The following is a 22,058-nucleotide window of genomic DNA, read 5'->3' on the forward strand; positions in this document are numbered from 1 at the left end:
TTTTAGCAATTACCCCCAGTAAAAATAGCTATTAACCTACGTTTATTCTTGTCTTTTTATGAAGTTGTATCATAAACTTTCGCAAATAAGCTTTCTTAAAAAAAGTTATGCTTTTAAATTCCTTTTTGTCGCTTTTATTGGTATTCATATTCCCCTAATTGGAATTCTATTTTTTGTTTTATTTTTTGAACATAGTATTTCTCCATCTTCAATTCTTGTTTTTTCTTTAATTATGACATTGCTGGCAACGGCAATTACACTTTTGGTTTTAAAGAGGCTGATAAAGCCCATTGCTACGGCATCAAAAGCATTGGATGAGTACAGAACTTCAAGAAAATTATCTGCTTTACCAACAGAATATACAGATGAAGCGGGACTGCTTTTGTGTAATATTCAAGAATCAATTAATGAGGCTGAGAATTTTATTAATGAAAAACAGGATTTAATCTATATGCTATCGCACGATTTGAAGAATTTTGCTGGAAATCCGCAAGGTTTAGCTCAATTGATTATTAGCGAAAATCCATCAGAATCAGTTAAAAATATGGCTGAATTGATTTGCGAATCAACCAATCTTCAGTTTAGGTATATCGAGAATTTTATCAAGTTGCTAAAGGAACAAGATGAAGTAGTAAAAGTGAATCAAGAAGTTAAAACGGTTTTATTTCCTAACATTCTCCCTTTTATTAATGAACAAGTAGAACAGCGTTTGCTGGATAAAAATATTAAATTGGATTTAGTTTTAGAATGTTCAGAAGCTAAACTGAAAATAGATGAAGGGCTTTTGATTCAGGTTTTGGTAAATCTGATAAGCAATGCCGTTAAGTTTTCTTATTTTGAAAGCGAAATAAAAGTCAGAATCTTTTCAGAAAATTCAAAATTGATTGTAACGGTGCAAGATAGAGGAATTGGTTTTGATAAAAATCAAATTGAAGAATTATTCAAAAAATTCACTAAAATGAGCCGACTTGGAACCGCAAATGAAGGTTCTACAGGAATTGGCCTTTACTTATGTAAAAAAATCATTGAAAGAAATAAAGGACGATTGACCGCATCGAGCGAAGGAAAGAATAAAGGTGCTGAATTTAGAATTGAATTTGACGTATAAGTTCTAGAAAAAAAGCTGTTAAGATTTGATTCTTAACAGCTTTTTTAAATTTTTAATATAGAACAAAATTAAGAAATAATTGAGATTTATTGTTCAAGTTGGTAAATCTGCATAAAAACCTCATAAGATTATTTAAATACTAATGTTGCTTTATCATTTATGCATTCTACGGACTTTGGTTTAGGAGCAATATCGCAAGCTGATGAAACGTCCCACTTACTATTAAATTCTGCTTGTTCTGTATTGTAGGTTCTAACTTTGTTAAGAAAATCAATAGTGTCAATTTGTAGAGAGTATGGGATGTATTTTTCTATTCCTCCACAAGGTTTTGCTCCAATTCCGATAAAATCCCAACTACCTGTACATGATTTTTTGATGCCAGAAAGCTCAACAATCTCTTCATACAATTTTACTAAATTTTGTTTTTCAGCAATTCTATCAGATTCATATAGTAATGTTGCTTTTCCATCAATACATTTAGCTGATTCAGGTTTTGGAAGAACATCACATGTAGAATTAACTTTCCACTTATTATTAAATTCCGTTTTACTGATATTGTAGGTATTTACTTTGGCAAGAAAATCAACAGTATTTATTTGTAAAGAATATGGAATATACTTTTCTGGTTCGCCACAAGGTTTTGCACCTATTCCAACGAAATGCCAATTTCCAGAACATGAAGCACTATTACTTGAAAGCGCGACAATCTCATCATACATTTTTTTCAAATTTTGTTTTTCTGCGATTTGGTCAGATTCGTAGAGTAAGGTAGGCTTTCCGTTTATACAACCTGCAGCGATAGGTTTAGGAACAACAAGACAAGTTGAGGAAATATTCCATTTCTCATTAAAATCTTTTCGCTTTGCATTATAAGTGCTGACTTTTGAAAGAAAATCTGTTGTATTAGTCTTTAACGAATATGGAATATATTTTTCTGGACCTCCGCATGGTTGTGATCCTATGTCTATAAAATCCCAATCCCCTGAACATTCTATGTTTTTATTTGAAAGCTCAAAAATTTCAGCGTATAATTTTTCTAAGTTTTTAGATTCTTCTTCTTTTGTTGCTCTCTCATTTTGCAATGCATTATTTTTTTGACTGATATTTTCATCTGCATTACAGGCTACAAGAGTTAAGCAAATGGCAAGGGCTAGTAAACTAATTTTCTTCATGGTTTTGGTTTTCTTGCAAAGAAGAGAATTATCAAAACACTAAAAAGCCATTTAAAGCCAAAATAATAATAAAATAAGATAAATTAAATGGAGTTAATTGACTGAAAGATCTAATGTTTTGTAATGATTTACCAAAGCTGATGGACATAAGGCTTAATCAGGTCGCTATAAATTTTGTTCATTGCAGTAATCTGTTCTGAAGTCAATTTTGGAACATCATAAACCGATAAATTGGATAAAACATGTTCTGTTTTTGATGCGCCTGGAATAATACAGCTAACTTCGTCAAAACTTAAAATCCATTGAAGAGCAATAGCTGCGAGATTTTTAGATTCAGGAAATAAAGCTTTCAATTCATCAACAGCTTTTAACCCTAATTCATAATCAATTCCGGAAAAAGTCTCGCCTTTATCAAACGCTTCTCCGTTGCGATTAAAGTTACGATGGTCCTGAGGTTCAAAAGTAGTTTTTGAATCAAATTTACCTGTTAAAAGGCCACTTGCAAGCGGAACCCTTGCGATAATTCCAATGTCTTTTTTTCTTGCTTCCGCGAAAAACAATTCAGAAGGACGCTGACGAAACAAATTGAAGATAATCTGAACCGTAGTTACATTAGAATATTCAATTGCTTTTAATGCTTCTTCCACTTTTTCAACACTAACTCCAAGATTAAGAATTTTTCCCTGATCTTTTAATCGGTCAAAAAGTTCAAATATTTCTGGGCGATAATACACTTCTGTAGGAGGGCAGTGCAACTGAATTAAGTCAAGTGTTTCTAAACCGGTTCTTTTTAAGCTGTCTTCAACAAATTTTTGAAGCACTTTTGGAGTATATCCTTCATTAACGTGGGGATTTATCTGTCGTCCGCATTTTGTGGCAACAAAAATCTGTTCAGAACGAGAACGAACCACTCTTCCGACGGCAGTTTCACTTAAGCCGTTTTCATAGACATCGGCAGTATCAATAAAGTTTACCCCATTATCAATAGCCGTGTTCAAAAGCTCATCGGCCGTTTTATCGTCAAAACCCGATCCCCATTTTCCGCCAACCTGCCAAGTTCCAAGCGAAATTTCAGAGATATTAAAGTTTGTTTTTCCTAGTTTTCTGTAGTTCATTTTTTTTTTTTAGTTACGAAGGTTCAGAGGTTCAAAGGGACAAAGTTTTTAGGAAAAGTTTAGAAACTTTGTCCCTTTGAACCTTTGTCACGTTGTACCTTCTTTAGTCAAATAAATCCGAAGACAAATAACGATCGCCACGATCGCAGATTACGGCAACTACAACTCCAGATTCTAATTGTTCAGCTATTTTTAAAGCAACTGCAACAGAACCTCCGCTGCTCATTCCTGCAAAAACACCTTCTTCAAGAGCTAGCCTTTTGGTCATGGTACGAGCTTCTTCTTCGCTAACATCGATAACGGTATCCACTTTAGAAGCATCAAATATTTTAGGAAGATATTCCTGTGGCCATTTACGGATTCCTGGAATCTGGGAACCATCGCTAGGCTGTGCGCCAATAATTTGAACATTTGGATTCTTTTCTTTCAAATAAGTCGAAGTTCCGATAATAGTTCCAGTTGTTCCCATAGCAGAAACGAAATGCGTTACTGTTCCATCAGTATCATTCCATATTTCAGGACCTGTTGTTTTATAGTGTGCTTTCCAGTTGTCGTCATTGGCAAACTGATTCAGCATTAAATAGCCACCTTGCGCCACTTTTTTATCGGCATAATCTCTAGATCCGATAATTCCTTCGCTGGCAGGCGTAAGAATAACTGTCGCGCCATAAGCACGCATGGTTTGAGTACGTTCTTTGGTAGAATCTTCTGGTAAAACCAATTCGATTTCGATACCAAATAATTGAGCAATCATTGCTAAAGCAATTCCTGTATTCCCACTGGTTGCTTCAATTAATTTATCTCCTTGTTTGATGTCGCCTCTTTCCAAAGCCGCTGCAATCATGTTGTATGCTGCTCTATCTTTTACGCTTCCTCCAGGGTTATTTCCCTCTAATTTCAGTAAAAGTTTTACATTTTTATTTTTAACTAGATTGACAGTTTCCATTAAAGGGGTATTGCCAATTAGGTTTAATAATTTATGTGAATTCATTTTATTTTTTTTCTTTTATTTTAACTTCAGTAGTAGTGGTGTTTAAGACGATAGAATCTTCTGGAATAGATTTAGTAACCCATGCATTTCCTCCAACAACACTATTTTTTCCAATTACAGTTTCTCCGCCTAGAATTGTTGCGTTGGCATAAATACAAACATTTGCCTCGACAGTTGGGTGTCTTTTTGCATTTTTCATCTCTTTACTTACGCTTAATGCGCCAAGCGTAACACCTTGATAGATTTTTACATGCTTTTTAATAACTGTAGTTTCACCAATTACGATTCCTGTGGCGTGATCAATAAAAAATGGTGATGCAATATTGGCTCCTGCATGAATATCTGTACCTGTAATTCTGTGTGCATATTCACTCATTAATCGAGAAAATAGCAATAAATCTAAATGATATAATTCATGGCTTAATCTGTAAATTGCAATAGCGTAAAATCCAGGATAACCTAGATACACTTCGTCAATGCTATTTGAAGCGGGGTCGTTTTCAAGGATATATTCAGCATCCTGATTTAATTTTTCTAAAACTCCGGGAAGTTTTTCTAAAAAGCGATCCCAAATAGATTCGCATAAATTTTGAGGTTTTTTGCAGGCCAAAACCGCTATTTCTTTAAAGCGAAACTCTAATTCGTCAATGCTTTCGTCCAGCGCTGCATTAGAATCAAATAGCGTGTAAAAAAGCTTTTCTGTAAAGTCTTCCGTTTTGGTTTTAATACCGTAATTTATGTGTGAATGGCTCTTTAAAGCTCTTATGTTTTGTATGATATTGTCTTTTGTCACAATGGTAAAAATGAATGAATAATTTTGGAACGTTAAAAGTAAGGCGTTTTTTGGAAATAAAATCACGATTTAACGAAAGAAATTTTCTTTGTAAAGTGAGATTTGTGATAAAAAGCAAATTGTAAACGGTTCTTTTTTATGCAATTCTTAAGAAGTTAATTGCGTAAATTAGCTTTTAAAATATACTAAAATGAAAAACAGCCAAACATTTAAAAGTGACATTTCTGGCGCTTCTTTCCCTGAAAATGAGAAAATATACGGAAGAGCAATTCACGATCCTATTTTGGGTTTAATTAAAAAAGAATATCCTGATTTTGGGACTGAAGATTGCATTTCTATAAATGAATTAAATGTTTACCGTCAAAAGTATATTTCAAATTATCTTTCTACTGAAATTGGAGCGCTTTCTGCAATGGAGAAAAATGTTATTTCTTCATTAAAAGAAGATAAATCGATTGTGAGTATTGTTGAAGATGAGGAAGAAACCAGAAACTTGGGGCAAAAAGTCGCCGATAAAGTAGCTGATTTTGGAGGAAGCTGGACTTTTATTATTTCATTCGTAATTTTTATTTCGGTTTGGATCGCTTCAAATGTTTACATTTTTCTAAATAAAGGGTTTGATCCATATCCGTTTATTCTTTTAAATTTAATCCTGTCTTGCGTTGCAGCTTTGCAGGCACCTGTTATTATGATGAGCCAAAACCGTCAGGAAGAAAAAGATCGAAATCGAGCTAAAAAAGATTATATGATCAATCTGAAATCGGAATTGGAGATTAGATTAATTCATGATAAAATCGATCACCTAATTATGCATCAGCAACAAGAATTGATTGAAATTCAAAAAGTGCAAATCGAAATGATGAACGATATTTTGAACCAGATTAAGAAATAAAAGGTTTTGAAATTCCAAATTTCAAGACCCAAAAGAGAAGAGTATTTTATTTTTAGATTTCTAAAAATAAAAGTGTTTGAAATAATATCCGCCAAGCATAAAAAATAGATTTATAATAGCCATTCTCCAGATTAGTTTTTTATAATTTCTTGATTTATCTAAGAAATGAAATGCCGAAAAAATAAAGAGTAAAAGGCAGGTATAAATCGCGGGATACATTTTAAAAGCAGCTAAAAAATCGCCTTGAAAAAGTAAGAATAAAGACCTCTGAAAACCGCAACCTAAACAGTCATAACCAAACACGGTTTTGAACATACAAGGAAGCATATATTTCTCTAAGTTCATGGCAGATCTTTTTTGCAATTTTACTAAAAAAATATGATAAACCTTTGGATTAGTATTGAGGCACTTTATGAAAGTTTTATATTTTTGAAATCTTAAAATAAAGAAAGGATGAAAACTTTTAAAATTATAATAATGATTCTTGCGATTTCGGTTGCATTATACGAACAAGTTTCGGAAGAAAAAAACATCTATATCATGATTGCTGCAATTGTAGTTTTCATGTTTGGAATGATGCAACTGAGCGCAAAAACACCAAGTAAAAATAACGATAAAGAGGAGTAGGATGTTGGCAAAAGGAGATAAGGTTTCAGTATTAGATGAAGCCATAAACGGAACAGTGGTTTCGGTCAAAAACAAGGAAGTTTTAATAGAAACTGAGGATGGATTCATGATGACATTTTTAGTCAATGAATTGCTTAAGATTCAAGAAACCAGTAATTTAATGAATTCTATTAAAAGGTTTGATTTAGATGAAGTTTCAAAAGAGAAAACCGAGCCAAAACCGAGAAGTTTTGTTAAAGAAAAGAAAGATAAACGCGAAGTTGGCGTTCCAGAATTTGATTTGCATATTGAAAAATTGGTTCCTAATAAACGCGGAATGTCTAACTATGATATTTTGACATTACAGACAGAAACGGCAAAAAGACATATCGAATTTGCGATAAGAAACCGCATTCCGAAAATCGTTTTTATTCATGGTGTTGGCGAAGGAATTTTAAAAGCCGAACTTGATTTTTTATTAGGCCGTTATGACGGTATTGATTTTCAAGATGCCAATTATCAAAAATATGGTCTTGGGGCTACAGAAGTTTATATTAGACAAAATAATAAATAAAGGAGTTTTTTTAAACGTAAAAAGCTTCGTTTAAAAGCATAAAAAAACGTCTGTTTTTGATTCGATTTAGTAGTTAAATCATTTCAAAAAACAGACGTTTTTTTTGTAAGAATTATTTTTGTTGTTTTTTTTTAGAAATCTATTTTTTTTAGTTTGTCTCTGCTCTATTAATTTTTCCGAGAACGAAACTGCTTCCCAATTTAAAACTACTATTTCCTTTTTGTAAAACCACGTTTTTAAGCACTATTGTATGTTCATAAATTTGTGCGGTTTTTGTAGTGGTTACTTCGATAATTCCGCTTGTGTTAGCAACTCCAAGTTGGCCTGTCCATGTTTCTTCAATTGCAGGTGCTGATGGCTGTATTTTTGCACAAACAAAAGCTGGTGTTATAGATCCGGTTCCTTCTTTTGCTGTTTTATAAAACACTTTATTTTGTGTTGCTGTTATTAAACTTGTACGCGGTTCGTTGCTCGGAGTAACAACATTTACAAGCAAAGCAGGATCTATATCATCAATAGATAAATAGAATGTATTGTTGTAATTGTAAACTCTAGCAACTTCGTCACATTCATAAGCCAAACCATTCGGATTGGTTTTGAAAGTCAGATTGGCTGGCGACACTACAGTTTTATAAATTCCAAATTTAAATTCTGGCTGTGTTTGCAGTCCCGATGGTTTATCAAATGTTATATTTTTAAAAATTATACTATGCGTATACCCTGTTATTCTTGTACCATCGTCAGTTTTGTTTGGCTCTTCATTTTGACTTGTTGAAATTTCAATTACACCATTTGTTGCAAGCCATTCTTCGGTTACTTTTGGTGTGCTAGGAGGAATTAGACCGCAAATATTTTCTTTTGCAACAGTGCCATCATAAGCTCTATAAACCACATTGTATGTTTTTGCATCTATAGTATAAGTGTAGTCTCCAGGATCATTTTTAATAGCTCCTTCTGGTAATTGAAGTAAGATAGCTTCCTGAGGTTTAAGTTTATAAAGCAAGGTATTTGTTGTAGGATCACAAGATTGAGATTCTGCAATATCATCAAAATCTATTTTATCTACAGTCAAATCTCCATCATCGCATCCATTCAAGAGAAGGGCAAATAATAGGAGGGCAGCATATTTTTTCATCGTAAAATTTATTTGGGTCAAAAATAGTGAAAAAAATGCCAAATGATATTTAAGATTTGACAATTGATATTTCTTAACTTTGCAACAATGAAAAAAGTATATCTAGATAATGCCTCAACAACAGCAATGCGTCCTGAAGTAATTCAGGAAATGACGAAAATAATGCTTGAGGATTACGGAAATCCGTCGTCTACACATAGTTTTGGGCGAAACGGTAAAACAATATTAGAACTTTCAAGAAAGAGTATTGCGAAGCATTTAAATTGCACTGCTCAAGAAATCATTTTTACTTCTGGAGGAACTGAAGCAGACAACTGGATTTTGCGTTCTGCTGTTGAAGATTTGAAAGTAGAAAGAATCATTACTTCGAAAATTGAACATCATGCGGTTTTGCATACCGTTTGGGCGCTTCAAGAAGAATACAATATTCAGGTTGATTACGTTAATGTAAATGCTGACGGAAGTTTAGATTTAACGCATTTGTCAAATTTATTGTCTGATGAAAAAAAGACAATAGTGAGTTTAATGCATGTAAACAACGAAACCGGAACTATTTTAGATTTGGATCGCGTTAGTTTGATTTGCAAGCAGTATAATGCTTTATTTCATTCAGATACAGTTCAGTCTGTTGGGAAAACAGAAATCGATCTGCAAAAGACTCCTGTTGACTTTATTTTGGCTAGTGCGCATAAATTTCATGGACCAAAAGGAATTGGTTTTGCTTTTATCAGAAAGAATTCTGGTTTACAGCCACTGCTTTTTGGAGGCGAACAAGAAAAAGGTCTTCGTGCAGGAACTGAAGCCGTACATCAGATTGCCGGAATGGCAAAAGCTTTGTCTATTTCTTATGAAAAATTAGATGAAGAAAGAGCTTATATTTCAAGTATAAAAAATTATCTGATTGAGAAGTTGGAAATTCATTTTCCAAATTTTAGAATCAATGGGAAAAAAGATGATTTCTATAACATCATCAATATCATTTTGCCTTTTTCATCAGATAAAACTTCGATGTTGCTTTTTAGTTTGGATATGAAGGGAATTGCCGTTTCTAGAGGAAGCGCCTGTCAGTCTGGAAGTATAAAACCTTCACATGTTTTAAACGAAATGCTTTCAGAGACGGATTTAAAATTACCAAATCTCCGAATTTCATTTAGTCATTATAATACCAAAGAAGATATCGATTGGCTTATTGAGAGTTTGAAAACTGTCTAAGTTGCTAAGCTACTAAGGTTCTGAGATTCTAAGTTTTTAAACGCGGAGTACGCTAAGAATTACGCAAAGTGCGCTAAGATTTTTTAGAGCCATTAAAATGAAAAAGTTCGCAAAGTTTGTTTTGATAAAGCTTTGCGAACTTTTTTAATTTCTATTTTAGATTCTCAATAAATCTTTCTTTGCACACTTTGTGATAAAAACTATACTCAAAGTTTTTCAAAGACCTGAAATCTGAAACAAAAAAACTATTTACGAATTACTTTTACCTGAGAATCTTTGGTTAATTTGATAATTGTTGAAGATTTTCCGTTGATTTTGTCTTGGTTTAATTTTACAACATAATCTACTCCATTGATAATTTCAGGGCTGATATCTTTGAAGCTTTGCGGCGTTGGCTGTCCAGAAATATTTGCCGAAGTAGAAACTAAAGGTTTTTTCATTCTTTCCATGAGTTTATAGCAGAAAGGTTCTTTTACCATTCTGACCCCTAGAGATTTGTCGGCAGCAATAATATTTGGAGCAACGTTTCTGGCATCGTCAAGAATTAAAGTTGTTGGTTTTTCAGATAAATCCATAATCTGCCATGCAACTTCAGGAATGTCTTTAAAAACATTGTACATCATTTTTTCGCTGTTCATTAAAACAATCATGCTTTGAGTTTCTGCTCGCTGTTTTAATTTATATATTTTAGCAACAGCTTCTGCATTTGTGGCATCGCAACCAATTCCCCACACAGTGTCTGTTGGGTAAAGTATAATGCCTCCTTCTTTTATAACTTCGTAAGCGTTGATTATTTCTTCGTTCATGATTTGTAATATTAAATTCTGTTTTAGTTTTTATCTGAAACAAAAAGATTTTTAATTTTTGAATATATCAGTTTTACTTTTCTGATTTTTCGTTTTAAATATTTGATTACGATACTTTTGTTGTCCCAATTACTTTGGAAAATGACACCTAAGTATACTTTTTTTAGCTTTTCGATATTATAAAACCTTTTTTCAATAGAAAATTGTTTTTTATAATGGTACACTTTAAAAAAACCTTCAATCGGATAGATAGGAATCAGATTAGTTTTTAAAAGATATTCACCATAGATTACTGTTTCTGATGGTGGTGTTTCTAAATCAATCTGGTTCATAAAATCTTCAAATGTCATATTTTTTGAGGACAAAAAATTTTCATTAAAATCTTTCCATACTAAACAGGACCATAAATAAGGCGACGGTCCGTAATCCCAAATTTTGGTATGTTTATTACCAATTAATTTCCTAGTGGTTTGCAGTGCACTTTTAAAGAATACAGTATCAGAATCCAATTTTATATTATTAATCATTTCTAAAAATGATTTTGATTCATGAATAATTGTGTAAGGGGTGTTTTCATCAAAAAGAAAATCACTTTTTCTAAAAGGCGTTATAAATTCACTATCAGAGTCGATACAAAGATAATTTTTGCATACATTTAAGAGGTAAAATTTACTTTTTATAACCTGTTGATATCTCCACGCATCTTTTATCGAACAATTATATATGTCAGAATCCTTTAAGAGATTCAAATTATTGTTTTGATTTTCAGTTTTAAAAAAATCATAATCCTCATCGTTAATCGCTACGTAAACTGGAATATCGTCAACGTTAAATTTGGATATAGAGTCTATTAGTTTAGTGTAGGCTTTGTAATCTTTTTGGTATGTTTTTATTAAAATAACTATGTCTGTCATATTGTTCTAAAACTGCTGTTTAAAATGTCAAAAATAAACTATTTTTGGGGTTTAAAATACTACCTACAAATGAAAATTTTATATTTCTACCCTGAAAATCCTCTCTCTTTTAGTCAGGGAAATAATTCAAGGGCTTTGTCTCTTCTTAATTATTTTAAAGACCGAAGTATTCATCTTGATTTTGTTGGAGAACATTCGGATGTCTTTACAGAAGATTCTATTCAGGAATTGAAAAAAGAAAATTTAATTCAAAATGGTTATCTTTTGAAAAAGAAAAAAAAGAGTAGTAGTATTATTCGTTATTATTTGGATTATTCTTTTCCTAGAAAATTAAACAGTAGATTTAAGGATTTTGATCGTACAAAATTCGGATATAAGGACCAATTCTTAAAAATAATTAGTGATACAGATTATGATGTCGTTATAATTTCATACGTCTATTGGTCTTCACTTTTTAATGCCCAATTAAAAGGAAATAAGACAAAATGGATTGTTGATACCCACGATTTTTTAACATCTCAATTTCAGGATAATAAAAAATTTTCTCTTGATAAATATTTTAAAAAAGAAATTGATTTGATGAAGAAATTCGACAATGTGTGGGTGATTTCGCATGAGGAAAAATATCTTTTTTCACAGTTCCTAAAGATACCTGTACATTTGGTAACTCATAGTTTGCCAAAAGTTGAAACTTCATCAAATACAGAAAAAAACATAGATATAGTTTATGTAGCCAGCGATAATTTTCATAACATAAAATCAGCAGACTGGTTTTTTAAGGAAGTTTATCCGCTTCTGTCATTGGATGTTCGAATTACTGTAGTCGGTAAGATCAACAAACATATTCCTAAATTGCAAAATGTCGAAAACTTGCCTTTTGTAAAAGATTTAGACGAAATTTACAAAAGATCACGCATAGCTATTTGTCCGATGCTGTCTGGAACAGGATTAAAAATAAAAGTAATCGAATCATTATCTCATGGTTTGCCCGTAGTTTGTACAGAAAGAGGTGTTGATGGTTTAATAAATAAAACAAATAATGGATGTCTTGCTTCAAATGATTCATTGTTGTTTTCGACTTATATTGAAAGGCTCTTGAACGATTCTGATTTTTACAATAAAAACCATTTAGAAGCTAAAAACTTTTTTGAAAGCAACTTTGATACTAAAAGAACATACGAAGTTCTAGATACCATTTTTTCTTGCCAATAAAATTAAATTCAAAATATAATTCATAAAAATGTTCAAATCAATTAAATTATACTTTAGGTTAAAATCGCTAGCTAAAAAACTTAGAAAGCAAAAGAAGGTAATCGACTTTACCAGTAATTTAAAATATAATAAGAACGTTATCATAATTGATACTAAAATACCTGAATATAATAAAGATTCTGGTTCACGCAGATTAACGGAAATTGTAAAACTTCTTATCAAAAATAACATTGGTGTTTTTTTGCTTGGAGATTTTAAAGAATATCGTTTTACAAGTGATTATATAAAATACTTTAGAGATTTAGGTGCAGTAGTTTACGAACCCGCAGTTGATAAAAATGAAAAATTAATTACAAAGAATGAATTTATAAAACAGGTTCTTCCTTTTGCAGATTCTGTGTGGTTGCATAGACCAGAGATCTTTGCGAAATATTATCCAATTATTAAAAAGAACAAACCTGCTGTAAAAGTGTTTTTTGATATGGTCGATTTTCACTATCTCAGATTTAAGAGAGAATTTGAACTTACAGGAAATCTAGACGCAATGAAAAAAGCTGATAAATTTTTGAAGTTAGAACTTGAAAATTGTAAAAATGCAGATAAGATAATTGTCATTTCTGATATTGAGAAGGAAACATTAAAAGAGTTTTATGATGAAGATTTTAAGGTAATAAGTATTGGAAATATTCATCAATATTTTGAAAATGAAAATCCTATTTCTTTTGCAAACCGTAAAGATTTATTATTTATTGGAGGTTTTGACCATAAGCCAAATGTAGATGCTGTAAATTATTTGGCTGAAGAAATAATGCCATTGGTATGGAAAGTAAATCCAGAAATTTCAATTGCAATTATCGGAAGTAATCCTCCCGAATCAATCTTAAAATTAAATTCTGAGAAGTTTAAGATTATAGGCTATGTAGAAGATGTTTCTTCTTATTTTTTAAATTCGCGAATATTTGTTGCGCCTCTACGTTATGGTGCAGGAATAAAAGGTAAAATAGGACAAAGCTTAGAATTTGGATTACCGCTCGTAACTACAAGTATTGGCGCGGAAGGCTTCGACTTTGGGGAAAATAAAAAAGTTTTAGTCGGAGATTCGAGCCAGGAAATAGTCAATAATATACTCTTGTTGTACCAAAATAAGGAATTGTGGGAAAAAATTAGTGCTGATTCCCAGAAAGTAATTGAACCATTTTCTGTTAATTCCATTGAAAAGAAAATTCTTAGTTTGATAGAATAGGCTAAAGATTAAAGACTGTTTTTACCCAATTTTCAATGGTGTATTTGTAATAAACATCATCATTGAGTGGTTCATAAGGAGTATTGAAAAAATCAGAATTTATTGTTATAGGTTTATTTTCATCCAGAATTAAAATATTGTTTGGATTGTAAAAATCATATTGACTTATCGTTTGATTGGTTGTAATAATTTTTCGTTGCATGGCTAAAGCTTCAAATATTCTAAAACTCAATCCGTTATGATTATGTCTTATTAAATCAAGAAAGATTTTAGAATTTTCTAAATCATCCTTAAGATCTTTTGCAAAAAGTTTTTTGCGTTGAAAAATTATATTGCTATTGATATTTTTTGGCGCCCTTTTTCCTATTGCAATAAACTTAAATTTAATGTTGTTGATTGATAAGTAATTGGCCAGATTATTCAAAAAATCAAAACGCTCATCAATAGATACAATTATAAAAATGTTTTCATTAATGTTTGGTGCATTCAGTTCTTTTTTTTCATTATAGATGTAATTTGAAATAAACGTGAAATTATATTTTTTAACATCTGCAAAGTCAAATGAAAAGATTTTGTCAAATATACCATTAAGCAAATGATCAACAGGGAATCTTTGACAGCTGTCATATATATATGCGATATATTTATCTGTATATTTTTTTATTTCTAAATGCGTTTCTTTTGATAAGCAATCAGGACGTATTACTAAAATAATATCCTGATGCCCTAAGTTATGAAGACGACTAAGGGCATCTTTTTCCATTTCGATTATTTTCTTGTTTTTTTTAAGAACTTTTTTATTAAAAAAATTTGTTACTCTATCAAAAACAGAAGTGTATTTGTACGTAAATTTCGAAATATCAATATGTTCAGCTTCAATATTTCTTTTTTGTAATTCAAGAATAATATTGTGATCAAAATTAAAGAAATCAAAACTGATTAAACAAATTTTCATAATTAAAGTGTTTTAGAATAATTTTTTGATAAATATTTAGTTTTTAAATCAGTAAATGAATCCAAATTTAAAAAGAAGATAGGTATGATTTTTGCACCATATAATTCTTTTCAATTTTTGACAAAAATAGATATTAAATAGTAACTTGCAACAAGTTTATATTGACTTTGATGATAGGTAAAATACAAGTAGGTTATTTAGTTTCATATGACTATGAATTACTAAAAAATTCTTTGCCAACAACATATAATGATGCTGATACAATTTTTTTGGCAATTGATAAAAATAGAAGGACGTGGAATGGTGAATATTTCAACATTGACAATTCCTTTTTTGATTGGCTTCAGGCTTTTGATGTCAGTAAAAAAATAGTTATATATGAAGATGATTTTTATGTTCCTGGGTTCACAACAATGCAATGTGAAATTAGGGAGCGAAAACTGCTATCTCAAAAAATGGGGTTAGGAAACTGGCTTATCCAGATTGATTGTGATGAGTATTTTGTAGATTTTAAGAAGTTTATATCTGATCTTAGAAAGTATGATTCATACATTAAAGAACCATTAAAAAAGCCAATTCAAATTGCAGCATTTTGGGTAATTTTATATAAATATACTCCAAATGGCATTTTGTATGTTGATAAACCTACTAAAGCTATTTTTGCTACAAATAATCCTGAGTACGTTAATGGTAGAAGAGTAAAAGGGCAGGTTATTTATACTAATAATCTTGTTTTGCACGAATCATTATCGAGGACAGAAGAAGAACTGAGGTTTAAATTTGAAAACTGGGGACATAATAAAGAAACAAATAAAGATTTCTTAAACAAATGGATTAAAGTAAATGAAAATAACTTTAAAGAGTTTAGAAATTTCTATTATATAGAACCAGAACGATGGAAAAAGCTAGACTTTTTTCCGACTAAGAATATTATCGAAATCAAAAAATTTATTCAGGAAGAAAAAAAACTTACCCTCTCCAAATTATTTATTTCGATGAAAAATTTTGGGCAGTGGTTTAAGTTTTTAATTTAAAAGATATCAATATAAAATTTTAGTATATACATCAAAATAATCAGCAGCTGTTCTTTTCCAATCAAAGTCGGCTGCTCTTTTTTTTATGATAGCTTCTTTTTCAGCTTTATTGGTTTCATACTCATGAAGTCCATCAAATAAAATAGTTTTCATATACTCGGGATCAAAGTTTTCCCAATAGATAGAAGCGTTGCCCCCAATTTCTGGAAGCGAGGTTTTATTGGATAAAAATGTAGGTTTTCCAAAACTCATTGCTTCAATTGGCGGAAGTCCAAAACCTTCTCTAATAGATGGAAAAAGAAATGCCGTACAATTTTTCATGAAAAATTGTTTTCCTTCATCACTAACTTTTCCAGTTAAAAATACCTGCTTTGTTAAGCCATTATCTGCAATCAATTTTTTTATTTCTTCACCATATTTTTTATTATTGTTTCCCGAAATAATCAAATTAAAGTCTTTTATGAGTTTCATCATATTAATAATTGACTCATAATTTTTTCTTTCAATAAAGTCTCCAATAGTGTAGAAAAAAGGTTTGTCAAGAGGTATGTCTGTAATATATTTTGAAGTATCTAATATTGTAGAAATTGGATTTCCATTATAAATTACATACTCAGGAATATTAGGAACATTAAAGTGTCTGTGAGTTTCAGCTTTTGCAAATTCTGAAATATAAGTTATGGCTGTCGATTTTTCTAGCTTAGCTTTAAATAATTTATTTACTCTATGATTAGGGTCTGCAGAAATTTCGTCTACAAAGTGAACATCATGTACAGTTAATAGATATTTGTTGCAATAAAAAGGCTCAACTTTGGTATTTTGATTTACAGAATGCCATAAATCATATTTTTTTCGAATTCTAAACAAAGAATGTCTAGAAAGGCTGTTGTATTTATGATATTTAAATTTGTCTTTAAATTCTTTTCTCAGAATATCAGGATTTGACGAGTTTAAAGTCAATTCACAGTTTTTAAAATCTAAAGAAGATAAACCTTTTACTAATTCATAATTGAAAGTTCCTAAGCCAGCTGCTCTATTAATTATGTTATGTGTTTCCAGGAAAATCTTAAATGACATTTTTTTTCTTTTTTTTACGAAAATACAATAATAATTTGAAGTCTTAGATCGTATATGTATTTTTGTTGTTTATAAAAAGAATCTGATGAATTTTAAAGTAAATCCAATTTTCGAAAATAGTACTGAGTTAATACTTAACACAATCAAAATGTTTAATGCAAAAGGTGAACTTTTTGGAAATGGAGATCGTAACAAAATAAAATTGTTCGACTTTAATGGAAAGACAATTAATATAAAATCATTTAAAATTCCAAATTTAATTAACAAAGTTGCTTATCGATATTTTAGAAAATCAAAAGCAATGCGATCATTTGAATATGCGACGATTTTATTGGAAAAAGGGATAGGAACTCCTGAGCCAATTGCTTTTCTTGAAAATTTTAATGTTTTGGGACTTAAAGACAGTTTTTACGTAAGTGAGCATCTAAATGTAGATTTAACGTATAGAGAACTTGTAGAAATTCCGGATTTCCCAGATCGCGAAAATATTTTGCGACAGTTTACTAAATTTAGTTTTGATCTTCACGAAAAAGGAATTGAATTTTTGGATCATTCTCCAGGAAACACTTTAATTAAAAAGAACTCTAGTGGAAATTATGATTTCTTTCTGGTAGATTTAAATAGAATGGAATTTCATGATTCGATGTCTTTTGAAATGCGTATGAAAAACCTTTGCCGTTTGACGCCTCTAGAAGAAATGGTTGCGACAATGAGTAATGAATATGCTAAATATTATAAAGCAAAATCTGAAGAGAAGATTTTTGAGACTTTATGGAAATATACTTCAGATTTTCAAGAAAAGTTCTACAGAAAAAAGCGCTTGAAAAAGAAGCTTAAATTTTGGAAGAAGTAATTCTTCTTAATTCCTTGTACCGAATGTAAACGCTGTAAGCATTCAAATAACATATAATTAAGCCTTTTTTGCCATCTAAAAATCCAAAACGGATTATAAATTGATACAAAAAAGTATAGAGAGGGTGCAGGAACAGGAATAAGAAATAAGGTTTTATTCCTTTAGCTAATTTTTCATGAGCTTTAAGAATTCCGTAATTATGCATTTTTAATTTGTAATCTTCATAAGAAGAGTACGAAAAATGTATGATTTTGTTTTTTAAACTAGCAATTGACCCGTTTACAATTAATTTTTCGTGAACGGTTCTTTCTTCATTATATCTGCATTTTGATTTGTCAAAAAGTCTAAAAATTTTATCGGTCTGCCAGCCACTGAAATTCAGTCTGCTATCTTTGAACATAAAAACACGATAGATAAAATAAGCACTTGCTGTATTTTCAGAATTAAGTTTAGTGATAATTTCAGATTTTAACTCTGCTGTGAGCCTTTCATCAGCATCAATAAATAAGACCCATTGGTTTTTGGCTTGGTCTAAGGCGAAATTTCGCTGAGATGTATAGTTTAGAAAATGATTCTGAACTAATTTTACATTCGTAAAAGACTCAATAATACCTATTGTTTTGTCGGTGCTGTAGGAATCGACAATAATTATTTCGTCAGCAAAATCAATATCTTCAAGAAGCGATTTTATATGCTGTTCTTCGTTAAGCGTAATAATCAGGACTGATAATTTTTGCTTTTCGTTATTCATCGGAGATTCCTTTTACTTTTCTCAATTTTTATATTCTTGAAAGTAAGTATCAAGTTTTTGAAGCATTAATTCCAAAGGATATTCGGCATAATACTCAAAAGTATGTTCTTTGATGTATTGTTCGGTATGCTCTTCGTAGATCTCGGGTTTTAAATCTTTTAAATGAATAGAAGCATTTTTTGCTTCGTTTTCAAACAGCTGCCATGTTTCTTTTCTAACAGACGGAGTGAAGATAGAGAAGGTCGGAATCTCAAGTGCTTTTGCCATATTTACAGCGCCTCCTTCATTTCCTATCAGCATTTCGCATTGAGAAAGGATTGCTAAAAATGGACGTAAATCGGTGGCGTACAAATCAAAAATGATATGCTTTTTTGTTTCTTCAGAACAATGATTATATACTTCTAAAGCCTGCTCTTTTTGGTTTGGAATATAATTGAAGAGAATAGTTGCATTTGTTTTGGCCACTGTAAAATCAATAATTTTTGCCATTCCATCAAGCGGATAGGTTTTGTAATGTTCGCTTCCTAAAATACCAAACATGATCAACGGTTTTTCAGGATCTATATTGTAGCTTTTTAGCAGATTTTTTGCTTCGATAATCTCAGATTCTTTTAAAAAGATCTTTGGTTTTACGTTTGTTATTTTTTCAGAAAAGAAAGGTTTAAGCAATAATAATCTGTTTTCAATTGCCAAACCAAATTCTGATTTTATGGCATCGAAACGCTCATAGCTGTAATTGTAAAAAATGTTAGAATACCATTTATGATAAGAAACTTTATATTTTGCGCCAGAGAAAAATGTGATTAGACTTGTACCTAATTTACTGTATACGTCTATTACGGCACCATATTTTTTTCTTCGAATCTCAAAAATGAATTTAATGAACTCAAAAGTTGATTTTCGAATTTTATTAGTCATCGGAATAATGTTGTCAATATTCGGATTTTCTAAAAGAACATCGATCGAATTAGGATAACACATGTAGTCAATTGTAGAATCTGGAAACTTGGCTTTAAGGTTGTTACAGATAATTGTGCTCGTTAAGACGTCTCCAATTCTTTTTTGTTGAATGACTAATATTCTCATTTATTTTTTTGTTCAATTAGAAGGCTAAAGTACAAACTATTTTATGAAGTGTACAAGTGATGGTATTAATAAGATTAAACTAAATTAAAAAGTTATATTTTTGTGCTCAACAAATTAAATGAACAATGGGAATTAGCGGTTTGGTTATTACTTTCAATGAAGAAAAAAACATTGGAAAATGTATAGATGCCTTATTTAAAGTTTGCGACGAAGTTATTATTGTAGACTCTTTCAGTAAAGATCGTACGGTAGAAATAGCTAAAGAAAAGGGAGCACAGGTGATTCAGCAGATGTTTTTAGGAGATGGCCCGCAGCGTACTCATGGACTGCCTTTTTGTAAAAATGACTGGATTTTAAATCTTGATGCAGATGAATTTTTGGACAAAGATGCTGAGGAATTTATTCTAAATAAAAAATATCTAGAAGGAAATTATGATGCTTTGAGTTTTAGAGTAAAAAACTTTTTAGCAGATAAATTAATTGATTTCTCTGGATGGTATCCTGACCATAAAGTTCGTTTTTTTAATAAACAAACAGCCCATCCTTCCGATTCTAAAGTGCATCAGAAAATTGTTGCTCAAAACGAGAAAAAAGTTGCTGTACATATTCTCCACTACGGATGGGATTCTTTCGATCAAATTATTGCAAAAAAGAATCAGTATTCTGGATGGCATGCTCAGCAGTTATTTGATCAGGGAAAAAGAATTAATGCTTTCAAACCTGTTCTTAACGGTACTGTAGCTTTTATTCGCTGTTATTTCTTTAAAAAAGGAATCTTCAACGGTCTTGACGGATTGTCAATCGCAATGATTCAAGCTTTTTTCTCTTATATGAAATATGCTAAGCTTATAAAACTTCAAAAAACAAAAAGATAATTAGAGGCTAAGTTTATTGTCAACTACTCTCCCGTTAAAGTTTTGAATGTAAGCTTTTAGGAAATTTGAAATTTCTAATGTTTTAAATGTATTTTGAGATTGTAAGTTGTTTTTTAATAAAGGGTCTTTTTTCCAATTATATAATCCAATAGCTTGGTTGTTTGCAAAGGCTAGATAATAGTCGTCTTGAACACAGTGGTAAATTCCCTGTAAATAAAATACAGCAAAATTCTGACTGCTTTTGAAGCTTTTTCCAAAACAAATTAAATCTGTGTTTATGCCAAGATAGTCTATTATGCTTGGCATAATATCTATCTGTTGAAAATTCTGCTTGTTGACACCAGAAAACTGTGGATTGCCTGGATCAAAGAATAAAATTGGAATATGAAATTTTCCTATTGAGGTTTTGTCTATTTCTGACTCTCCGCTAGAAGAAGTATGATCAGCAGAAATTACAAACAATGTATTGTTATACCATTTCTCTTTCTTAGCATTTTTGAAAAATAGTTTCAGAGAGTAATCTGTGTATGCAATACTTTCCTGAATAACTGTTGTCCCTTTAGGGAATTTATTTTTGTATCGTTCTGGTATCTTGTACGGATTATGAGAAGAAATAGTAAAAATAGTACTAAAGAAAGGCTGTTTAAAACTAGATAGTTTTCCAGCAAAAAACTGTAAAAATTCTTCATCATAAATTCCCCATTTTCCATCAAAAGCTTCAGGTCCTACATATTCATCTTTTCCATAATATTTTTCAAATCCTGCAGCTTTTGCATATTGATCAAAATTCTGGCTTCCGTTAAAAGCACCATGGAAAAACGAAGTCGTATATCCTTCTTTTTTAAGAATTTTAGGTAAACTATTCGTTTTGTTCAGAGAATAGCTAGAAATGATAAAAGAGTTATTCATTAAACTTGGTATGCTGGAAATAATTGATGGAACGGCATCAATAGAAACTTTTCCGTTTGCAAATCCATTTTTAAAATAATAAGACTTTGTAATCAAAGAATCTAGAAAAGGAGTTTGCTTTCTACTAACATTTTCATGGCCAAAGCTTTCCAAAATGATTATTACGACATTTTTTTTATTTACAGTTCCTGCATTTTTAAAAGACAAAATTGGTTTGTAGATAGAATCTAGAGTTTTTTTGTCAAAATAATTGACTTTCTCAATGTCTTCTTTTTGTGATATTGTTTTTAATATGCAAAAAGGAGTATTTAAAATAAGCGGGGCATTATTGAGGGAACTATAATTGGCGGCATCTACAATCCTTAGAGGTTTTTTTTGAAATCCTCCACGACCAACTATTAGTAATAAAAAAACTGAAGTAAGAAAATAAAAAGATTGCTTTAAGAATTTTTCTTTTGTGAAGCTCTTTATTTCGCTTTTGCTTTTGAAATCAGGTATCGATTTCCAAAAAAGAATACTAAGAATAATAAACAATAACGGAATGTACCAAAATTCTTTTATAAAAGAAAAAAGCAAGCCTAAAGCTTCTTTTTCCATTCCTTTTGCAGTAATCATACTATAAGTACTTCTTCTTCCTGTGAATCGAAAATATATAATATCAATTAGGTTTGCCGAAATGAACAAAAGATTGACTAAAAAAAATGAAATTTTTAGTACTGTTTGATAGTTCTGGCGATACTTAAAG

23 protein-coding genes are annotated in these 22,058 nt (G+C 30.8%); 10 read left to right on the top strand and 13 right to left on the bottom strand.

Annotated features, from left to right (window positions below; genetic code table 11):
* Positions 1–58: 58 nt before the first annotated feature.
* Positions 59–1,108, top strand: coding sequence for a sensor histidine kinase (locus ABXT06_RS14280; RefSeq protein WP_354591350.1), 1,050 nt, complete (start codon positions 59–61; stop codon positions 1,106–1,108).
* A gap of 128 nt (positions 1,109–1,236) precedes the next feature.
* Here the strand turns inward: ABXT06_RS14280 and ABXT06_RS14285 are convergent, their stop codons facing one another.
* The 4 genes from ABXT06_RS14285 to epsC all read right to left on the bottom strand — a co-directional run bounded on the left by ABXT06_RS14285 (position 1,237) and on the right by epsC (position 5,179).
* Positions 1,237–2,280, bottom strand: a complete 1,044-nt coding sequence (locus tag ABXT06_RS14285; RefSeq protein ID WP_354591351.1) for a hypothetical protein — start codon at positions 2,278–2,280, stop codon at positions 1,237–1,239.
* 128 nt (positions 2,281–2,408) lie between these two features.
* Entirely contained in the window at positions 2,409–3,395 is a 987-nt protein-coding gene (locus ABXT06_RS14290; protein WP_354591352.1) for an aldo/keto reductase, read from the bottom strand.
* 103 nt (positions 3,396–3,498) lie between these two features.
* Positions 3,499–4,386 carry a cysteine synthase CysM gene (gene cysM / locus ABXT06_RS14295; protein ID WP_354591353.1) on the bottom strand — a complete coding sequence of 296 codons (888 nt, stop codon included), beginning with the start codon at positions 4,384–4,386 and terminating at the stop codon, positions 3,499–3,501.
* A gap of 1 nt (position 4,387) precedes the next feature.
* A complete protein-coding gene (epsC, locus tag ABXT06_RS14300) occupies positions 4,388–5,179 on the bottom strand; it encodes a serine O-acetyltransferase EpsC (RefSeq protein WP_354591432.1) in 792 nt (263 codons plus the stop codon).
* Between the two features lie 190 nt (positions 5,180–5,369).
* Here epsC and ABXT06_RS14305 point away from each other — a divergent pair, with 190 nt between their 5' ends.
* Positions 5,370–6,071: a DUF1003 domain-containing protein gene (locus ABXT06_RS14305; RefSeq protein WP_354591354.1), complete on the top strand. Its 702-nt coding sequence runs from the start codon at positions 5,370–5,372 to the stop codon at positions 6,069–6,071.
* Positions 6,072–6,131: 60 nt separating this feature from the next.
* On the opposite strand, the gene ABXT06_RS14310 is transcribed toward ABXT06_RS14305, so the two are convergent.
* Positions 6,132–6,416 (bottom strand): DUF2752 domain-containing protein, encoded by a 285-nt coding sequence (locus ABXT06_RS14310; RefSeq protein ID WP_354591355.1) that lies wholly within the window; start codon positions 6,414–6,416, stop codon positions 6,132–6,134.
* A gap of 108 nt (positions 6,417–6,524) precedes the next feature.
* On the opposite strand from ABXT06_RS14310, the gene ABXT06_RS14315 reads away from it, so the two are divergent.
* Positions 6,525–6,698, top strand: coding sequence for a hypothetical protein (locus tag ABXT06_RS14315; RefSeq protein WP_008462622.1), 174 nt, complete (start codon positions 6,525–6,527; stop codon positions 6,696–6,698).
* 1 nt (position 6,699) lies between these two features.
* The gene (locus ABXT06_RS14320) at positions 6,700–7,251 is read left to right on the top strand and encodes a DUF8465 domain-containing protein (protein ID WP_354591356.1); all 552 of its coding nucleotides are present in this window, start codon (positions 6,700–6,702) and stop codon (positions 7,249–7,251) included.
* A gap of 148 nt (positions 7,252–7,399) precedes the next feature.
* On the opposite strand, the gene ABXT06_RS14325 is transcribed toward ABXT06_RS14320, so the two are convergent.
* On the bottom strand, positions 7,400–8,386 hold the full coding sequence (locus tag ABXT06_RS14325; protein ID WP_354591357.1) for a hypothetical protein: 987 nt from the start codon (positions 8,384–8,386) through the stop codon (positions 7,400–7,402).
* An 87-nt stretch (positions 8,387–8,473) separates the two neighbouring features.
* Here ABXT06_RS14325 and ABXT06_RS14330 point away from each other — a divergent pair, with 87 nt between their 5' ends.
* Positions 8,474–9,598: a cysteine desulfurase family protein gene (locus ABXT06_RS14330; protein ID WP_354591358.1), complete on the top strand. Its 1,125-nt coding sequence runs from the start codon at positions 8,474–8,476 to the stop codon at positions 9,596–9,598.
* A gap of 245 nt (positions 9,599–9,843) precedes the next feature.
* Here ABXT06_RS14330 and ABXT06_RS14335 read toward each other — a convergent pair whose 3' ends face one another.
* Both ABXT06_RS14335 and ABXT06_RS14340 read right to left on the bottom strand, forming a co-directional pair.
* Positions 9,844–10,404, bottom strand: coding sequence for an L-threonylcarbamoyladenylate synthase (locus ABXT06_RS14335; RefSeq protein WP_354591359.1), 561 nt, complete (start codon positions 10,402–10,404; stop codon positions 9,844–9,846).
* A 23-nt stretch (positions 10,405–10,427) separates the two neighbouring features.
* The gene (locus ABXT06_RS14340) at positions 10,428–11,318 is read right to left on the bottom strand and encodes a hypothetical protein (protein ID WP_354591360.1); all 891 of its coding nucleotides are present in this window, start codon (positions 11,316–11,318) and stop codon (positions 10,428–10,430) included.
* Positions 11,319–11,387: 69 nt separating this feature from the next.
* Between ABXT06_RS14340 and ABXT06_RS14345 the strand changes: the two genes are divergently transcribed.
* Together ABXT06_RS14345 and ABXT06_RS14350 are read left to right on the top strand one after the other, a co-directional pair.
* Positions 11,388–12,530: a glycosyltransferase gene (locus tag ABXT06_RS14345; protein WP_354591361.1), complete on the top strand. Its 1,143-nt coding sequence runs from the start codon at positions 11,388–11,390 to the stop codon at positions 12,528–12,530.
* A 28-nt stretch (positions 12,531–12,558) separates the two neighbouring features.
* A complete protein-coding gene (locus ABXT06_RS14350) occupies positions 12,559–13,773 on the top strand; it encodes a glycosyltransferase family 4 protein (protein ID WP_354591362.1) in 1,215 nt (404 codons plus the stop codon).
* A 1-nt stretch (position 13,774) separates the two neighbouring features.
* Here the strand turns inward: ABXT06_RS14350 and ABXT06_RS14355 are convergent, their stop codons facing one another.
* The gene (locus ABXT06_RS14355) at positions 13,775–14,728 is read right to left on the bottom strand and encodes a WaaS/CpsH family glycosyltransferase (RefSeq protein ID WP_354591363.1); all 954 of its coding nucleotides are present in this window, start codon (positions 14,726–14,728) and stop codon (positions 13,775–13,777) included.
* Between the two features lie 170 nt (positions 14,729–14,898).
* Here ABXT06_RS14355 and ABXT06_RS14360 point away from each other — a divergent pair, with 170 nt between their 5' ends.
* Entirely contained in the window at positions 14,899–15,762 is an 864-nt protein-coding gene (locus ABXT06_RS14360; protein ID WP_354591364.1) for a hypothetical protein, read from the top strand.
* A 6-nt stretch (positions 15,763–15,768) separates the two neighbouring features.
* Here the strand turns inward: ABXT06_RS14360 and ABXT06_RS14365 are convergent, their stop codons facing one another.
* Positions 15,769–16,839 (bottom strand): glycosyltransferase family 4 protein, encoded by a 1,071-nt coding sequence (locus ABXT06_RS14365; protein WP_354591365.1) that lies wholly within the window; start codon positions 16,837–16,839, stop codon positions 15,769–15,771.
* 85 nt (positions 16,840–16,924) lie between these two features.
* On the opposite strand from ABXT06_RS14365, the gene ABXT06_RS14370 reads away from it, so the two are divergent.
* On the top strand, positions 16,925–17,692 hold the full coding sequence (locus tag ABXT06_RS14370) for a lipopolysaccharide kinase InaA family protein (RefSeq protein WP_354591366.1): 768 nt from the start codon (positions 16,925–16,927) through the stop codon (positions 17,690–17,692).
* Here the strand turns inward: ABXT06_RS14370 and ABXT06_RS14375 are convergent.
* Positions 17,673–18,443 (bottom strand): glycosyltransferase family 2 protein, encoded by a 771-nt coding sequence (locus ABXT06_RS14375; RefSeq protein WP_354591367.1) that lies wholly within the window; start codon positions 18,441–18,443, stop codon positions 17,673–17,675. The two genes, ABXT06_RS14370 and ABXT06_RS14375, sit on opposite strands and share 20 nt — an antisense overlap.
* 21 nt (positions 18,444–18,464) lie before the next feature.
* On the bottom strand, positions 18,465–19,529 hold the full coding sequence (locus ABXT06_RS14380; RefSeq protein WP_354591368.1) for a glycosyltransferase family 9 protein: 1,065 nt from the start codon (positions 19,527–19,529) through the stop codon (positions 18,465–18,467).
* 125 nt (positions 19,530–19,654) lie between these two features.
* Between ABXT06_RS14380 and ABXT06_RS14385 the strand changes: the two genes are divergently transcribed.
* Entirely contained in the window at positions 19,655–20,404 is a 750-nt protein-coding gene (locus ABXT06_RS14385; protein WP_354591369.1) for a glycosyltransferase family 2 protein, read from the top strand.
* Here the strand turns inward: ABXT06_RS14385 and ABXT06_RS14390 are convergent, their stop codons facing one another.
* Positions 20,405–21,928 carry an LTA synthase family protein gene (locus ABXT06_RS14390; protein ID WP_354591370.1) on the bottom strand — a complete coding sequence of 508 codons (1,524 nt, stop codon included), beginning with the start codon at positions 21,926–21,928 and terminating at the stop codon, positions 20,405–20,407.
* Between the last annotated feature and the right edge of the window lie 130 nt (positions 21,929–22,058).

Origin of the sequence: Flavobacterium sp. UW10123 (genome assembly GCF_040538975.1) — a bacterium.
Lineage (GTDB): Bacteria > Bacteroidota > Bacteroidia > Flavobacteriales > Flavobacteriaceae > Flavobacterium.

Bases quoted from the DNA above. Each gene is read 5' to 3' on its own strand.
- ABXT06_RS14280 (WP_354591350.1), top strand. From the start codon at position 59: ATGAAGTTGTATCATAAACTTTCGCAAATAAGCTTTCTTAAAAAAAGT.
- ABXT06_RS14285 (WP_354591351.1), bottom strand. From the start codon at position 2,280: ATGAAGAAAATTAGTTTACTAGCCCTTGCCATTTGCTTAACTCTTGTA.
- ABXT06_RS14290 (WP_354591352.1), bottom strand. From the start codon at position 3,395: ATGAACTACAGAAAACTAGGAAAAACAAACTTTAATATCTCTGAAATT.
- cysM (WP_354591353.1), bottom strand. From the start codon at position 4,386: ATGAATTCACATAAATTATTAAACCTAATTGGCAATACCCCTTTAATG.
- ABXT06_RS14305 (WP_354591354.1), top strand. From the start codon at position 5,370: ATGAAAAACAGCCAAACATTTAAAAGTGACATTTCTGGCGCTTCTTTC.
- ABXT06_RS14310 (WP_354591355.1), bottom strand. From the start codon at position 6,416: ATGAACTTAGAGAAATATATGCTTCCTTGTATGTTCAAAACCGTGTTT.
- ABXT06_RS14315 (WP_008462622.1), top strand. From the start codon at position 6,525: ATGAAAACTTTTAAAATTATAATAATGATTCTTGCGATTTCGGTTGCA.
- ABXT06_RS14320 (WP_354591356.1), top strand. From the start codon at position 6,700: ATGTTGGCAAAAGGAGATAAGGTTTCAGTATTAGATGAAGCCATAAAC.
- ABXT06_RS14325 (WP_354591357.1), bottom strand. From the start codon at position 8,386: ATGAAAAAATATGCTGCCCTCCTATTATTTGCCCTTCTCTTGAATGGA.
- ABXT06_RS14330 (WP_354591358.1), top strand. From the start codon at position 8,474: ATGAAAAAAGTATATCTAGATAATGCCTCAACAACAGCAATGCGTCCT.
- ABXT06_RS14335 (WP_354591359.1), bottom strand. From the start codon at position 10,404: ATGAACGAAGAAATAATCAACGCTTACGAAGTTATAAAAGAAGGAGGC.
- ABXT06_RS14340 (WP_354591360.1), bottom strand. From the start codon at position 11,318: ATGACAGACATAGTTATTTTAATAAAAACATACCAAAAAGATTACAAA.
- ABXT06_RS14345 (WP_354591361.1), top strand. From the start codon at position 11,388: ATGAAAATTTTATATTTCTACCCTGAAAATCCTCTCTCTTTTAGTCAG.
- ABXT06_RS14350 (WP_354591362.1), top strand. From the start codon at position 12,559: ATGTTCAAATCAATTAAATTATACTTTAGGTTAAAATCGCTAGCTAAA.
- ABXT06_RS14355 (WP_354591363.1), bottom strand. From the start codon at position 14,728: ATGAAAATTTGTTTAATCAGTTTTGATTTCTTTAATTTTGATCACAAT.
- ABXT06_RS14360 (WP_354591364.1), top strand. From the start codon at position 14,899: ATGATAGGTAAAATACAAGTAGGTTATTTAGTTTCATATGACTATGAA.
- ABXT06_RS14365 (WP_354591365.1), bottom strand. From the start codon at position 16,839: ATGTCATTTAAGATTTTCCTGGAAACACATAACATAATTAATAGAGCA.
- ABXT06_RS14370 (WP_354591366.1), top strand. From the start codon at position 16,925: ATGAATTTTAAAGTAAATCCAATTTTCGAAAATAGTACTGAGTTAATA.
- ABXT06_RS14375 (WP_354591367.1), bottom strand. From the start codon at position 18,443: ATGAATAACGAAAAGCAAAAATTATCAGTCCTGATTATTACGCTTAAC.
- ABXT06_RS14380 (WP_354591368.1), bottom strand. From the start codon at position 19,529: ATGAGAATATTAGTCATTCAACAAAAAAGAATTGGAGACGTCTTAACG.
- ABXT06_RS14385 (WP_354591369.1), top strand. From the start codon at position 19,655: ATGGGAATTAGCGGTTTGGTTATTACTTTCAATGAAGAAAAAAACATT.
- ABXT06_RS14390 (WP_354591370.1), bottom strand. From the start codon at position 21,928: ATGATTACTGCAAAAGGAATGGAAAAAGAAGCTTTAGGCTTGCTTTTT.